The following is a 15,590-nucleotide window of genomic DNA, read 5'->3' as shown; positions in this document are numbered from 1 at the left end:
ATTTGCGGCTTCTAAATACTCTAAGAAGTCTTGCTTTTCAATTACGTAGTTGTTATCAAAAATTCCACCACGCATAATATTGAACATGGTATTTGCAAAATGGCGATTGTTAGTTAACGGGTCTGCTGTTAATTGCAAACCGTCTGATGCAGCTATAAGCGCTACTAATTTTTGAGAACCTAATTCTATGTCTTTTTGAATCTTTTCTACAAGATGTGCATCGGTCTGAATCTGGTTGGAAATATCGTTGATGCTAACGATATTTTGGTTGACATCTGCAAGGGTGTACCATACTTTAGTATCTCTCGCACTGAGTTGGATTTCTGAAACAGTAAAATAAGCTCCTTTTGCTGCCTTAACATCAGTTTCCTGTTGTACGGTTATTCCTTTTCTGAAATCATCTAACTGAAGGCTAGACAATAGGTAAGTAGGATTATCTACGCCTAACGACCAGGCTATGTTTGCTTTAAGCGCTTCACTAGGCTCTGCCTTATCAACTATTACCGCACTTAAAGCTATAATTCCAATCCCCGCTTCTTGCTTAAGTTCAGACCTTTTGTACGCGTCCACTAGGTTACTTGATGCCTTTTGTAAATCTTCTCCTACATTTGCTGGCAGCATATTTTGCAAACCATCCAACACAGTCATTTGTAAAGAATCAGAGCCTTCATTAATCAACTCAGATTTTTTGATAAAACCGTAACTATCACTGGAATTCCAATGGTATCTGTAGGTAAGGTTTAAATCGTGGTTGATCTCTTCAAAAACCAACTTGTTTCCGATAGCATTTTTATAGAGATTGCGAGTAATTTTATAAATACCGGTATATCTATTTGAAAAAGGCTCCCATAATAAATCACGGTCCTTGTTGTGCACTCTTATGATTGTTTTACTACCCGTAATATCATTGGACTCCGTAATCTTATCATCTGTGTAATAAGGGAAAATCGCCGAATCGCTGTTTTTACGCCCTGCAGTTAGGCCACCATTGCTGGAGACAAACATCCAGTGGTTGGAATCACTTACTATGCTCATAAAAAATGGGCGCATGGCATCGTGGTTGCTTATTTTATAATATTTTTCGTTTTCAAAATCAACAAGTTCACCTTTCACCTTACTTTGATCAAAAGCAGCTTTTTGGTTCCCTAGGTATGTAGAATTTTTGTTCATTGGTAAATTTATAATTCTTTATAATTTCCTTTAAACGACTTTAGGTCTAAAGGCTTTAAATAGTTAAATGGTTATTACGCTTTCGCGAAAGCGCAGGAATTACAGTAGTGTTTATTAAAATTATTTTTTTTGTGCAGGGTTATTGATATACGCGCACATAGTCTATATACATGGTTTGTGGATAAACCGTATGTAAACCTGGGGCGCCTACAAATGTGCCTCCGACAGCAAGGTTCATGATGATGTAAAACTCATTGTCATCAAACACCCAGTCGCCACTAACATCTTCCCGCGTAATTTGATTATAAAGGACATCGTCAATATAATAGTTGACATAACCTGGACCCCATTCTATCCCATAAACATGAAAATCGGTATCTAACCTATCAGTAATTAAATCATATTGTTTAGTAACCGCCTGACCTCCTGAATAACCAGGACCATGCATACTACCGTGCACTACGGTTGGTTCCTGACCGCGGTACTCCATAATGTCAATTTCACCTATTTGCGGCCATGCTTGCTCCCCATTATTATCATCCCCTAACATCCAAAACGCTGGCCACAATCCTTGTCCCCAAGGAAGCTTTATTCTGGCCTCAAAACGACCGAATTTTTTTTGGTACTTTCCTTTTGTAAGAATTCTAGCCGATGTATAATCAGAACCTTGAAACGATTCTTTAAGAGCTGTAATTTTAAGTACCCCATTTTCAACCACCATGTTTTCTGGACGGTCTGTATAGTATTGGCGTTCCCCATTTCCCCATCCAGGTATTCCTTCTGCGTCGCCGTTTCCTATATCAGCACCCCATATTAAAGGATCAAGAGCACCATCTACACTAAATTCATCTTGCCATACAAGATTATTTTTTGTCGTTACTTGTTGTTTATCATCTGGGTCACAACTTAGGGTTACCATCACAAAAGCGACTAGAAGCCCAAAACGAATTATTAACTTAGTATGTATCATTTGAAGTGTGATATTTATTATTTTTTTTGATGAATTATTAGTGTCTAATGACTAGTTGTAGTAGTATACATTATCGAGGTAAAAATTTCTCAATGAAGAAAAATTAATATTTTCATAGATGATGAGTCCAATATTATTCCTGTTAATTAGAGTTAAAGGAGCATCGACACTGATCCAGCTGTCAGCTACTACTTGATTGCGACGCACAAATATTTGTTGTCTAGAATCATCTCCACCATTATCGACCCCATTAGGACCCCAATCTTCTATAGATATCAAAAAGTCAAAATTGTTAGGCACCGGTCCTGGAATATACAGGTCAAAGTGCACCATCGTCATATTCGATGCATCCACTAAAGGATTAGCCGTTTGAGTACCCACATAATTAAAATTGGTATAATTTAAAATATTGTCTCCATTCACTGAAAAATCAGCAGATCCAGTAGAGGAGCCAGGAAGCCAAAATCCATTATAATAGTCTACAGGAACATTAGTATACACATCACTAAAAACAGAAATGACGTTATTAGGGTTTCTAGTCGGTGGGGTTGGTAATTGAAAATTCCCTCGTGAATTAATCGTTAAAGAACCAGCCGCATCCATCCCCGCAAGTGTTGCCGTAACCACTGATGTTCCTGCAGCCGCTACAGCAATGTTACCTAACGAATCAACAGACGCGACGTTAGAATCAGAAGCTGTAAAATCAAAATAGCTAGGAGCGACTGTAATAGTTTGTTCTAATCCAGAAGCTAGATTGAATGTTTCTATTAATCCAGTAACCGCTAAATTAACTCCTATAAAGGAGCTGGTAGTGGCATCATCGCCGTTGGAAATAGCAGGTCGAGGCTGGGCTACAGTGGCGAGGTTTTCATACTTAATATCATCCATCCAAACAATATATCCTGAACCTCCAGTACCTTGAGTTCCCATCGCATACCAGAAGGCCCCACGCTCCTCCACTAATTTTGATGGGTCTGGAATAGGTATGGTCACTTTAGACCAGTTCGTACCTACATTTATATTGTTGGCAGTGACTTGATATTTATCTTCTAAAAAGTCTTGACCAAAACCAAAAGCGTCAACACTAACTCCTCGAGAAGCTTTCACCCAAAATGTTAGCGCATTAAAGCCGGATAAATCTCTTCCAGCACCATCTACACGAAGAATTGCCCCAGCATAATTCCCAGTAGGATCAACCGCGTTAGGCACATCGATACGTATGGAAGAATTACTTTGATAACCCACTTGCTCATCCACTGAAAACGCATCTGGCTTAGAACCTGCAAAAGGTAAATAGAAGTCACTTCCCATACTTACAAAACCGTCTGTGTAAATCTCTCCTGTTTTTGAAAAAGTCGCTGGCACAGCGTCATCTGACAAATCTCTCTCGCAGCTTACTGCTATCATAAACACAACAAAAAGTGTGATAGATATTTTATAAAAAGTTATTTTTCTATTTTTCATTTTTTTTTAAATTAAAAACACAAGAGACATTTAGCTATAATCTTTAAAACAGGACCCCTATTTGCAAGTCTGATAACTATAAAAAACTTGTATACCGCTATTGATAATCCCCAATCGAATTCATTAAAGGTTACCGATTGTTTAGTATTTTAAGAACTATTTCTACTGTACCGTTAATGTTACATTATCAATATTGACCAATCCCGCTTCTCCATTAGAATCAAATAAGACTCGAGCATCCATAGCACCAAAATTTGTTGCAATTAAAGTTAACTGATATTGTTGTTGTGTGTCCGTGATGCTGACAGGCTGACTGTTATTAGCAAATGTTCCACCGCTTAATCCTATTCCTGATATGATATCTCTATTGCGATCTGACCAAGCGTCAAAAGTTAGTAGGTAGGTAAGGCCTTGAGTAATTTCTACTTTTTGGCTTAAATTCACTAGAAACGGCTGATTTGAATTAGGGTTGGTTATGTTTACTTGGTAATATGTATTACCGGCAAAAGTGACAACTGCCGCAGGATTATTATCATCAACACCTTGGATCCAAGGATGAACTCCGTTTTCAAAGTCACCATTAATCAACAGTCCACCATCAAACAATTCGTCGATTTGTATAGTATCTTCAAAACGAGCTATTGCACCGTTGTCATTACTGACTTGGAGTACCACAACGTAGGAACCTCCTGCGCTATAAGTTTTAATAGGATTAATTAATGTAGAAAAAGTCCCGTCTCCAAAATCCCACGCATAAGAATTTGCCTTTGTAGATGTATTGATAAAAGTTACTGTACCCGTATTCTGGTTCATAGTTTGAGTAAAGCCTGCAGATAATTCTTGTCGCACAAGGACATCATCTTCACTGCAACCTATAAAAGCTATGCTGATAAATAGGACAGCTATTGCTCTACAACATTTTATTGTTTTTATCATTTTATTAATTTTTTAAAAGTCAAATGATTTTATGTTTAAAAATCCCATTTAAAATTATGCCTACGAAATTCGCTAAAGATTCTTGACCTGATCTATTTTTGGTATACTCTTACGTAGTCCACTAACATTGTTTGAGGAAAAACAGTTTCTGCATTTGGTGCTCCTGCCAGATTTCCACCTATGGCAACGTTAAGAATGATATAAAACGGATGATCAAAAACCCATTCTCCCCTGCCATTAGTTTCCTCTAAAACATCTTCCTTAGTAATTTGTTGGTACAATACATCGTCCACATAATAATTGATATAATCTGGCGCCCACTCTATACCAAACACATGAAAACCTGTATCAAATCTATCGTTTGCTAAAACATATTCTTTCGTAATAGCGTCTCCTGCAGAAAACCCTGGACCGTGAGCACTACCAAAAATAGTTGTTGGTTGATCTCCTAAATGCTCCATAATATCTATTTCACCACATTGTGGCCAAACATTTTGCGCACAATCATTTCCCAGCAACCAAAAAGCTGGCCAATACCCCTTTCCATAGGGAACTCTAATACGAGCTTCAAACCTTCCATACGCTTGCTCAAAAAGACCTTGAGAAGTAATTCTAGCTGATGTATAACTAGATCCACTAAATGATTCTTCCTTAGCGGTTAATAAAAGGTATCCGTTTTCTACGGTTACGTTTTCCGTTCTATCGGTGTAATATTGTAACTCATTATTACCCCAACCATCGTTACTGGGTCCTGTTCCTATATCGTAAGTCCACAAAGCACGGTTGGGAGCACCTTCTGTATCAAACTCGTCTTGCATTACTAAATTATCAAATGTGGCAACTCTTTGTGTTTCATCTGGGTCACAGCTAGCGATCATTAAAAATGATATTAGTCCAAATGACCTACCTACAATTTTTATAATTCTCTTCTTAGATATATTATTCATTGTTCTTTTATTTGACATCGTTCATTGGCCTTTTTAAGGAATATAGAAGTAAATATTATCCAATATAAAATTAGGTCCTCCAGCTAAAATAATTGCTCCTAAATTATTTTTTTGGTTGAGAATACCAGCATTCAACGGAATATCAAAAGAATTCCAGCCGTTAACTGTTAAGCCAGAAGCTGTAAATCTTTTATCTGTATCATCTCCTTCAGGTTGTCCCGTAAAAATATTGGTATTGATCACTCCATTAGCACCAATATCTCTAATTTGAAATTCAACTTGAACTCCTGCTTGCTGCGCATATACATCCACATGCATAAAAGACAAAACAGATGCATCTACCGTATTATCAAAAATGATTCCTGTAAAATTATTATTGGAGTAAATTAAAACAGAGTCGTTATTAGCAGTGACTACTGCAGCCTGTGTGGTAGATCCACCAAAATCTGGTGTGTAATCACTCGTAGTTTCGTCGGTATATTCATCGCTAAATATAGATTTTACATTGGATGCTGCCAGTGTTGGAACAGGCGCAATTGGTAAAGCGCCAGTAGCGGTTAATTCTAAGGAACCAGTTGCTAAAACACTACCCATAGTTGCGGTAATTAAAGCCGAACCAGAACCAACAACAGAAACCACACCTAATTCATTAACAGTAGCGACACTTGTATCAGAGGATGCGAAATCAAAATAAGAAGGCGCTGACCGAACAGTTACATTCTCACCTGATTCTATATTATAAGTTTGTGTTAATCCAGAAATCGAAATAGATGAGCCTGTAAATGATTGTTGAACTAGGTCTTGACCATCTAAAATAATAGGATGTGGTTGTGCAATGGTACCTAGGTTTTCAAATTTAAGCTCATCGATCCATAACGTATACCCAAAACCGTTAGTACTTTGAGTACCCGCAGAAAAAATAAACATTCCTTTTTCTTGAACCAGTCTTGAGGCGTTTGGAATTGGAATGGTGTATTTCCTCCAATCAGTAGAAAGCTGAATGTTTTCTCTACTTACCGCATACTTATCATCTATAAAATCAGTACCAAAACCAACTAAACCTATTGTTGCTGTTAAAGATCCTTTTGCCCAGAAGGTTAATGCATCGTAGCCCGTGAGGTCTCGTCCCTCATCACGATCTTTAAAAATACCCCCTATAAATCCACCATTCGGGTCGTTGGGAGCTGGGACGTCTATACGTATAGAGCTCGTCCCTGCATAGACCACATTATTATCAGTACCAAAACCTTCAGTGTTAGCTCCTTCAGCTGGATCGAAAGAAATGAAAAAATCATCCGTAAGATTTACAGGATTATCTATAAAAACGTCACCCGTACTAGGAAAAGTTGCTAAAACAGAGTCATCGGAGATCTCTCGTTCGCAACCAATGATTAAAGCTAGTGTCAGAAATACAAGGCTTAAGTTCTTGAAAAAACTGAGTTTTATATTTTTCATTTCTCTTATATTTAGTTACCTATGTTAATATGAACATAGGTTCTGATTTCCCACTCCGTTCCGTTAGGAAATCCTACTGGACTTATAGTAGGCTCGCTTGCAAATTCAGCAGCTGCATTAGGACCAAATCTTCCTCCTGAATTAGCATCAAGGGACCTCCATGTCCCTCTTACACCTACAGTAGTACTAGGTAAAATAAACCAATCTGGTTTCCCCAAAGTAGTGGAAACATCCAGCATTAATTGCATAGGGAATGTGATGTTAAAGTCTCTGTAGTAGTCAAATGGCCCCCAATCATTAACTTTCACTTGTGCAGTGGCTTTAATTGATTTATAAATAGCTCTTATATCACCACCGAAACGTTTTATTTCTCTAGGATCAGCTCCATTACCCTGGCCATTACCATAGTAGAAGTTACCTATAATTCCTAAATTAGGATGTAGTTTTGAAACAATACGTGTATGTGCTTCATATAAATCAAGTGCTGGTGCAGAGTTAGGAAATCTAAGAAAATTACGATCTGCTCCAAAACCAATAGCTGCGTCTTGAGTTGTCGGTAAATGACGGTATACAAATCCTGCGCTCATAGCAAATTTTGCATCTTCAGTTCTATCATTATCCCATTGATACATCCAAGTTCCTGGTGTAGGGTCATAGGTGAACAAGATCTCTCCAGCTGAAGTTTCTCTATTCCCTCTTACTGCAAAGGGATCATCGATAACGTTTCTCAGTGCTGGATTTGACAGAAATTCAGGACCATCCTGATATCCTCTGATTACCGTGGAATTTACATCTTCAGCAGCCACAAGAGGTTTTTGCCATAAGAAGTTAGGAGCTATTTGCCAATTACCGATAGAATAGGTCATACCCGCTAAAAAATTAGATTGGTTCCCGCTGCCATTATCTTTTAACTTCCATCCAGTAAAGGTTTGTGTAGCATCTGCCCCTCCGTTGGCAACAAGTCCCATAACTCCACCTTGCATGTAAGCATTAACCTTCCCACCTTCATAGGTCATTTTGGCTTTTCCACCCCAATTATCTGAAGACTGAATTTTGTCTTCAACAGCAAATTTAGTGCCATCAGGAACAACTTGCCCTTCAACTATATAGCCTCGAGGTGCTAATTCTCCCACAGTCTCAAAATTAAGTCCATTTAAAGGACTCCCACCCCATATACCACCTAAGGTAAATCCAAATTTACCTAAGTCTCTTTCCACAACTAGCGTAGCTCTCTCTGTCGGAAATGCAGGAATAATACCACTACGTACCTGATTTTGGTCTAAAATGCGTACGCCATTTTCGTCTTTTTGAATTTCTGTTTGTAAATCCCTGTGATAAATTCCAGTAATATTGAAATTTTTAATAGTACGAGAATACTTAAGTAGTGCGGTGGGATTTGCTCCCCACCATAATTGCGGCCCAAAAGCAGCCTTTAATCCCGCAAAATCATTTTTTCCATCTATTTCAAGTCCAAGTGTTTCTCCCCCATAAATATCTAGATTGGGTCCATAATTAGTTTCAGGATATAAACCAAAGAAATCCCCTTCATAACCCCAGTGATAATGGCCTGATCTATAAAAACCTCTGATATCAAAATCTTTTGTATTCCATTCATAAGATGCGTTGTACACTTGAACTCTATTTACATCTCTTAACTCTACGGTACCGTCTGGAGTTTCCACTTGTTGAGGACGTCCTCTGTTTTCATAAAAGATCTCGTCGATAGGATTCTGTGCTACATTACCAAGTATGTTAAAGTTTATCTCAGCTCTCATGTTAGGTGAAGGATTCCCTTCTACTCCAACAAAATAAGATTCCATACGATCGAAACCTAACTGATCAGGATACAGAGGATTGTCTGGATCTGCGTTGTCAGGGGTGGAAACAAGGCTGCCTCCTGTATTAAATGTTGTGAATTCAGCTCGTAGGTTGCTTAATCGTATTTTGTTATTACTACCGCCATCTAATGCCGCTTTATCACCTCTTGCTCTAAGTACAGCATCCATTAACTGAATATTATCAAAATAATTAGTGACAAATTCAAAAGTTTTACTGCCAGTATAAGGGTCTAATTGATGTACTTCTTTTAACGCGTAATAAGCCGCACGAGGATAAAGATCATAAAGTCCTCTTTCATTAGAAGGCCCTTTAGCACAAATACCAAACCACTCTTCATTCATGTTTTTCGAAACACCATCTGTATCCAGTGAATAGCCGCCACTCATCCAACTTGCTTCTGAATTGTGAATATCTAAATCTTCTGTTTGTCCTCTTTTCCACCAACCGTCACTGAACTGGAATGTAAACCCTCCTAAAGAATTACCAGCCTTACCGAGACCAGCAGCATTTTGATAAATTTCTTTCCAGTTATTTACCATGTAATAAGCCTGCATTTTTTGATCCTCCTTATTGTTTAATGCATTAAACGCATCAGAACCAAATTCTGAAAACATGATCGGTTTTCCTAATTCCTTTTTCACTCGATCAAAGGCATCGCTAAAAGACACGCCACGGTACATATTTGTAGCATAAATATCCATGTCTTTTAAATGTTCAGCAACTAAATCTAAATACAACAAATCTCCATTACAAACAGCAATAGGATGTCTTGTATCAATTTTTTTCATCAAAAGTATTGCCTCGTTCATAAGTTTATACATCGATCGAGCTCGGGCGATTACCGTACCTTCCGTTTCAATAGGAATATCTTCAGTTTCTGCACCACCCCAAGATAATCCATAATTATTTTCATTACCCAGCATGAACATTAATAAACCAGGAGTATCTTTAAACTCATTCATCATATCTGTAGCTTCCTTTAAAAGAAAGCCTCTAGCCCTTGGATCTGAATATTCTGTATTTGCCATCCACGTGCCGTCTAGGGTTAAACCATAACGACCAAATGCGTGGTTGATCATGGTATAAATACCATAATTTTGGTAAATATGTTGAACCCACTTAGGTGGCATACCTGTGTACACGCGTATCGTATTCACACCCATATTTTTCAGTAAGCCCATCTCAGTATCCAAGGCAGCCTTGATAAAATCGTCGGGTTGCGCCCAAAAATTATAAGAATAATTTTGTCCAATAGGTATGTAATCCCAATTCATGCCATTAATAATAAACGGTTTACCGTCTACTATAAGTGTTTGACCGTTAGCGTTATCTAAAATAGAAACTTGTTGATTTTGAGAGAAACCAAGAAATATAAAAAAAGACAGTACGATAGTTAAATGAAAATTCTTCATAAATTAAATGAGATTTAAAAACATAAAATTGTAAAACTTAATAATCATTTGTAACGAATAAAAACGACTACACAATTTTAAGGTATAAATATAAAATTAGAATTATTTCAAAACTCACAATAGGCTACAACAAAAATCATACACCACTTAATATATTAAGAATAGTTGAAAATATATCAATAAAAGTATAAATATCTAGTAAACAGACCACTTTAAATAGTGATTCGACAAAAATACTTTAGAGGCATAAAAAATGATGTGGTATTGTTGAGGTAATGCACGGATATGTGCAACCCTTTTAAATCTCAACAATGTAACTTGTTAAGCTATCATCGCGAGATAAAGCTAGTTTTTTACGCAAACGATATCGTTTAATTTCAACACTACGAGGTGATATATTTAGAAGAGGAGCTATCTCTTTAGAAGATAAATTAAGTCTTAAATACACACATAACCTCAAATCTCCCGAGCTTAAAGATGGGTGTAATTCTTTTATTTTCTTGAAAAAATCTTTGTCGGCATTATTAAATGCTTCTTCAAAAGTGAGCCAATCTTGTTTGCTATTTAAATTTTTATCTAACATCTTTTTTAAGGATTTAGACTCTGGTGTTTTAGGTAAGTTATCAAGCTCATCCTTTAGTTCGCTAAGTGTTTCATTTTTCTTAATCATAGCCATAGTAGAAATGGCTAGTTCTTTATTTCTATGTTCTATGTCACTTCTTAGTTTAGCATTACGTAATTCTACCAAATTTTTTTCATTAGTAAGATTTTTAAGCTCCAATTCCTTTTGCTGTTTTTGTAAAGCACTTTTCTTTTGCTTTTTAAAATACCAAATATAAAAACCATTAAGTGCCATAATGATGAAGACTAAAAGAACAATATATATACCTATTGCAAAGTTAGTAAGATACCCAGGTCTTGCAATGGTAAAGCCCACAGAGTCGACATTATCAGATACTATGGCGTTTACTTTAGAACGTACTTCAAACGTATAATCTCCATAAGATAGATTTTCAAACTTCGTATTATTAATTTGACTCCACTGGCTCCATTCTTCATTTTGTCCTAAAAGACGGTACTGAAATTCTACCGTACTTAAGGTTTGATATAAACGCGATGAATAATCAATTTGCAAATTATTATTTTGAAAGGGTATTTGTGAAGGATTATTCAAACTCAAATTTGTAGTGATGTTTTTATCAAGGTGATACACATTATTGATGTAAACGTTATGAGCTTTAGTATCCTCATAATTTTGATTTATTGTTGTGTACCCATAAGAGGTTCCTATCAAATACTTTTTAGGACCTACCTTGGTTAAATTTTCATAACCTATCTTTTCTTTTCTAAGCTCGTAACTTAGTGGTATACTCTCTAGGTTGTAGCTTCCATTGATATCTTCAATATTGATTTTATGGACATTACTATTATTAAACAACCATAAATAGCCATCATTCTTAATAAACGTTCCAGATGTGTATTGCTCGTGTGAAACTAATTTACTCAAATCTGGATCTTTTATAAATTCATTGCTAGAACTCAATTTTACATAAATCCCATCTCTTTTAGAAAAAAATAGTTTGCCGCTAAATTCTATAATATCAGAGCCAATTCCTTTTCCTAATTTTTCTAACTTCTCTAATTTTTCTAACTTTTTAAACTCTTTATCTAGAGTTATCTTGAATACACCTTTATACTCGTGATTTACATAAATAAAGTCTTTATAAGCAATAACGTCTTTAGAGCTAATTTTAAACCCATCTATTTTGTTCCTAAACTGCCATTGTCCATTTAATTTAGACAACACTTGAAGTCCTTTATAAGTGCCTGCTAGAATCATATCGCTATGATTAGGAAGCATTTGTAATTGCCAAGTGCCAATAGTATCATCCAATTTTTGGGCTGTTGTGCCATTTAAAATAAAAACTCCTAGATGATGGGTACAAAATACCGTGCCGTTGAGTTCGTTGACAGACCAGACTTGACCCTGAGTCCCATCAACAAAAATGAAATTTTCATCAAGATGTTTTTTATAAAAGAGCCCTTGATTTGTTCCTAAATATAGAATATCATCTTTTTGATAAGAGGCGTATACGGTTCCTAAATTCCCGTTTTTGTCACTATAAATTTTATAGGGTGAGTCTATATTTATAGAGCTTATACCGTTGTCTAAGGCAAGCCAAACATTTTTTGCACTGTCCTCATAAATGGATAGACAAGTATTATTTATTAAGCCATCAGCTTGATTCAAGGAGTAATTAACCGTTCCATCAAGGTTCATAGAAATTACTCCATTTGCAATAGTTCCCAATAAAAGAACGTTGTTCGTTAATAATGCAGCACTGTAAACAGTTACTTTTTTATGAAAGTCAGAGGAACCAACTAAAGTTACACTACCATTTTTATATATGTAAATATTTGCATCTTGGGTGATGAGGTACACTTTAGTTTCATGTTCGAACATCAATACAACAGTCTCCTCTATAAAAAAGTCTGAAAAACCCTTCAATTGTGGCTTTTTATTCACAATTTGATACAATCCAACCCCTAAAACATGATAAAAATAGGAATCCCCTACTTGAAAAAACTTATTAATCTCTGTTTGTTCGGCAATTTGTGTTATGCTTCCAGTTTCAATATCGTAAGAATAAATTCTGGATAATGATTGAAAAAGAACATAATCGTTTTTAACAATAATATTCCAGAATTGTTCGTCTTCTTGTAGCTTAAAATCAGAGTCCTTAACAATCGAGGTGTAATTTAATTGACCGGTATCATCTCGCAACCAGTACCCAAAATCCATGTAACACCCGGTATAGACACGATCTCCTTGAGCCTTAACAGATCTCATAATGCTCTCATTTGGAGTTTTATACAACGTCCAATGGGAACCGTCATACTCAAGAAGGCCTTTGTTATTTGCTACGTAAATAAAATGATCCTCAGACTCAGAAACCATCCAATTTTGATTACCTGCACCGTATAGAGATGGTTCGTAATTATTAAGCGCGGGCAGCTCTTGGCTAATCGCAAAAAATGCTGTGGTGAAAATGAATAAGTAAACTAATGTTTTCAATAGATGTCTCTTTACTCAAATATAGGTAAAAATAACACATCATATTTGTAACAAACCATACTAGTGAAAAATGCAAAATGCTGTATATCAATAGTTAAAAAAGAGTAAGTTATTTTACGAACCTCTACAGAAACTAATTATTAAAGCCTCTTAGCTTTATCGCAGTAAGCACTTTCTTTGTATATAACGGAAAGTCTGCATTCTGAATCCAGCTGTAATACCCAGGTTCTTTTTCCAATACATCCACTATACGTTTCCCTTTGTGTTTACCAAAATTAAAACACTCTTCACCAGCATCATTAAAGGCCAGCATACCAGCAAAGTCTACCGGCTTTCTGCGAGTAGAAAACTCAGCTAAGGATTTCATATCATTATCCAATTCTGGGTAACGATCCAACTGTCCTTTGAGTACTTCATAAGTAGCAATGGTATCAGCTTCAGCACTGTGAGCATCAGTAAGATCCTTTTGACAATAAAATTTATAGGCAGCAACTAGAGTACGTTGCTCCATTTTATGAAAAATATTTTGGACATCTATGGCATTGCGGTTTCCCATATCGAAGTCTATTCCCGCACGCAACATTTCTTCAGCTAATAAAGGAATATCAAATCTGTTAGAATTAAAACCAGCAAGGTCCGAATCTTTGATTATATTATGTATCTCATGAGCTCTTTGTTTAAAAGTAGGTTCCTCCTTTATCATATCGTCCGTAATACCGTGCACAGCAGTGGTTGCCGCAGGAATAGGTACCGTAGGGTTTACTTTAAACGTATACGTCTTTTCCTCACCATTAGGAAAAACCTTATGTATAGAAATCTCAACGATTCTATCTTTAGAAATATTAATACCTGTTGTTTCGAGATCAAAAAAGCAAATAGGTCTGTTGAGCTGTAAATTCATAATAAGTTGTCAAAGGATTTATAAAACATCTGCTTTCGCGAAAGCGGAATAACCACAAACACCAAAACATTAAATAACTAAGTTTACAAATATAGGTTGGTGCTCACTAGCTGCGCGTAAAATTGGAATGCTTTTATTAAAAAAAATTATAAAGCTTATAAGTTGCCTTTTTCTAGTACTTTTTATCCATCCATTCCAGCGCTCTCCTAAAGGTATCGATATGACCATACGCGAGAAACGAAGAAGCACTGTTTATATAGAATGACATACAGCTAATCAAGATGTTGATCTGTTTTTTATTGTAAAAAGTGAAGATTTTAGACGTCGTGTAAACCAACCTGTGATTAAAACAAATTCTGCAAAACTAAAGTAGACCTTTGATAAATGAAGCCACTTAAAATACGGACACTACCCATGCGTATGCGGCGGTTGTTACTCCAAAAGAAAACAGCTTGACTGATAAAACAGCTGCGCCTATTATTAAATAGATAAAACGAAGTCTTTCCGAGGCGAATTTAAAGTAGGGCTGCTTTACTAAAAAGTTCTTTGCGCAAGATCACAAGCAACAAGGCTAAATAAAATAAATAATTGCCTAAGTAAGCCATTACCACCCCTTGCTCCTGATAAGTTGGAATCAGATAAAGAGAAAATAGGTAGAAAGACAGGATGCTCAATACCTCTGCAATCAAATAGCGCCATAAATCATTCATTGCGATAAATCTAAACGCCATTACTGTCGTTACGATTTTAATAAAATCACCTAGCAATTGCCATTTGAAGAGTCTGCTGGAGTCTTCAAACTCTTCTGTGAATAAAATTGAAATTATTAAATTTCTAGAAAAATAAACAGCTATTAAACCAACTACAACAAGTGGCAATATGGTCTTATAAAAATTCCATATCGTAGATCTATAATTCCTATGACTGCTGTCCTTACTCAAACTAGGCAATACATATAGACTAATAAGACTGGTCACAAAAAGCATGTAATAACTAGAAATGCGCACCACGGCTTCCCACCATCCAGCTGCTTCATCACTCACCTCAACTCGTACTTGATCTCTCACTAAAATATTCACTAACGGAATCAATAAAGCACTTACCAACGCCATGATACTGTATTTGAGCAACTGACGGCTTGTTGTCCTATCAAAGTGAAAACTGAACAAATCCTTAAGTGGCACAGGTTTCTCTTTTTGTAAAAACAAATAGAATAATGCTGCCACAGCTTGTAAGAAAGGAACTAAAACTAAAGAATATAAAGCACCTGTAAGGTTATATTGATACACCAGCACGACGGATACTCCAAAAACCAGAACGCTAATAATGATATTGAGAATAATAAACTTTTTATACCATTCAAAGCCCTGTAAAAGACTTGTTAAGAATACAAATACTACATAAAAAGGTAATGAAAGTG

The 15,590-nt window shown here is 36.2% G+C and carries 9 protein-coding genes and 1 pseudogene; all 10 read right to left on the bottom strand.

What is annotated here, in order from left to right:
- Positions 1-1,170: pseudogene (locus tag ACJAT0_RS09700) on the bottom strand (hypothetical protein); the annotation flags it as partial.
- Positions 1,171-1,309: 139 nt separating this feature from the next.
- The gene (locus ACJAT0_RS09695) at positions 1,310-2,140 is read right to left on the bottom strand and encodes a family 16 glycosylhydrolase (RefSeq protein WP_415181490.1); all 831 of its coding nucleotides are present in this window, start codon (positions 2,138-2,140) and stop codon (positions 1,310-1,312) included.
- A 51-nt stretch (positions 2,141-2,191) separates the two neighbouring features.
- Positions 2,192-3,604: a glycosyl hydrolase family 16 gene (locus ACJAT0_RS09690; RefSeq protein WP_415181489.1), complete on the bottom strand. Its 1,413-nt coding sequence runs from the start codon at positions 3,602-3,604 to the stop codon at positions 2,192-2,194.
- Positions 3,605-3,766: 162 nt separating this feature from the next.
- Positions 3,767-4,540, bottom strand: a complete 774-nt coding sequence (locus ACJAT0_RS09685) for a PKD domain-containing protein (protein ID WP_415181488.1) — start codon at positions 4,538-4,540, stop codon at positions 3,767-3,769.
- 92 nt (positions 4,541-4,632) lie between these two features.
- Positions 4,633-5,487 (bottom strand): family 16 glycosylhydrolase, encoded by an 855-nt coding sequence (locus tag ACJAT0_RS09680; RefSeq protein WP_415181487.1) that lies wholly within the window; start codon positions 5,485-5,487, stop codon positions 4,633-4,635.
- Positions 5,488-5,520: 33 nt separating this feature from the next.
- Complete coding sequence (locus ACJAT0_RS09675; RefSeq protein ID WP_415181486.1) at positions 5,521-6,942, bottom strand: glycosyl hydrolase family 16; 1,422 nt, start codon at positions 6,940-6,942, stop codon at positions 5,521-5,523.
- A gap of 11 nt (positions 6,943-6,953) precedes the next feature.
- Positions 6,954-10,193 carry a glycoside hydrolase family 2 TIM barrel-domain containing protein gene (locus ACJAT0_RS09670; protein ID WP_415181485.1) on the bottom strand — a complete coding sequence of 1,080 codons (3,240 nt, stop codon included), beginning with the start codon at positions 10,191-10,193 and terminating at the stop codon, positions 6,954-6,956.
- A gap of 298 nt (positions 10,194-10,491) precedes the next feature.
- A complete protein-coding gene (locus tag ACJAT0_RS09665) occupies positions 10,492-13,269 on the bottom strand; it encodes a triple tyrosine motif-containing protein (RefSeq protein WP_415181484.1) in 2,778 nt (925 codons plus the stop codon).
- A 133-nt stretch (positions 13,270-13,402) separates the two neighbouring features.
- Complete coding sequence (locus ACJAT0_RS09660; RefSeq protein WP_415181483.1) at positions 13,403-14,170, bottom strand: exonuclease domain-containing protein; 768 nt, start codon at positions 14,168-14,170, stop codon at positions 13,403-13,405.
- A gap of 515 nt (positions 14,171-14,685) precedes the next feature.
- Positions 14,686-15,590: O-antigen translocase (locus tag ACJAT0_RS09655; RefSeq protein WP_415181482.1), on the bottom strand; the 905-nt coding region annotated here is incomplete at its 5' end.

The organism is Nonlabens sp., from assembly GCF_047636915.1.
Lineage (GTDB): Bacteria > Bacteroidota > Bacteroidia > Flavobacteriales > Flavobacteriaceae > Nonlabens.
The sequence above is the reverse complement of the archived record's forward strand: the minus strand, read 5'-3'. Positions and strand labels throughout refer to the sequence as shown.

What these genes read in the sequence shown, in the direction of transcription:
- ACJAT0_RS09685 (WP_415181488.1), bottom strand. Translation starts at nt 4,540, where the DNA reads ATGATAAAAACAATAAAATGTTGTAGAGCAATAGCTGTCCTATTTATC.
- ACJAT0_RS09670 (WP_415181485.1), bottom strand. Translation starts at nt 10,193, where the DNA reads ATGAAGAATTTTCATTTAACTATCGTACTGTCTTTTTTTATATTTCTT.
- ACJAT0_RS09675 (WP_415181486.1), bottom strand. Translation starts at nt 6,942, where the DNA reads ATGAAAAATATAAAACTCAGTTTTTTCAAGAACTTAAGCCTTGTATTT.
- ACJAT0_RS09695 (WP_415181490.1), bottom strand. Translation starts at nt 2,140, where the DNA reads ATGATACATACTAAGTTAATAATTCGTTTTGGGCTTCTAGTCGCTTTT.
- ACJAT0_RS09690 (WP_415181489.1), bottom strand. Translation starts at nt 3,604, where the DNA reads ATGAAAAATAGAAAAATAACTTTTTATAAAATATCTATCACACTTTTT.
- ACJAT0_RS09680 (WP_415181487.1), bottom strand. Translation starts at nt 5,487, where the DNA reads ATGAATAATATATCTAAGAAGAGAATTATAAAAATTGTAGGTAGGTCA.
- ACJAT0_RS09660 (WP_415181483.1), bottom strand. Translation starts at nt 14,170, where the DNA reads ATGAATTTACAGCTCAACAGACCTATTTGCTTTTTTGATCTCGAAACA.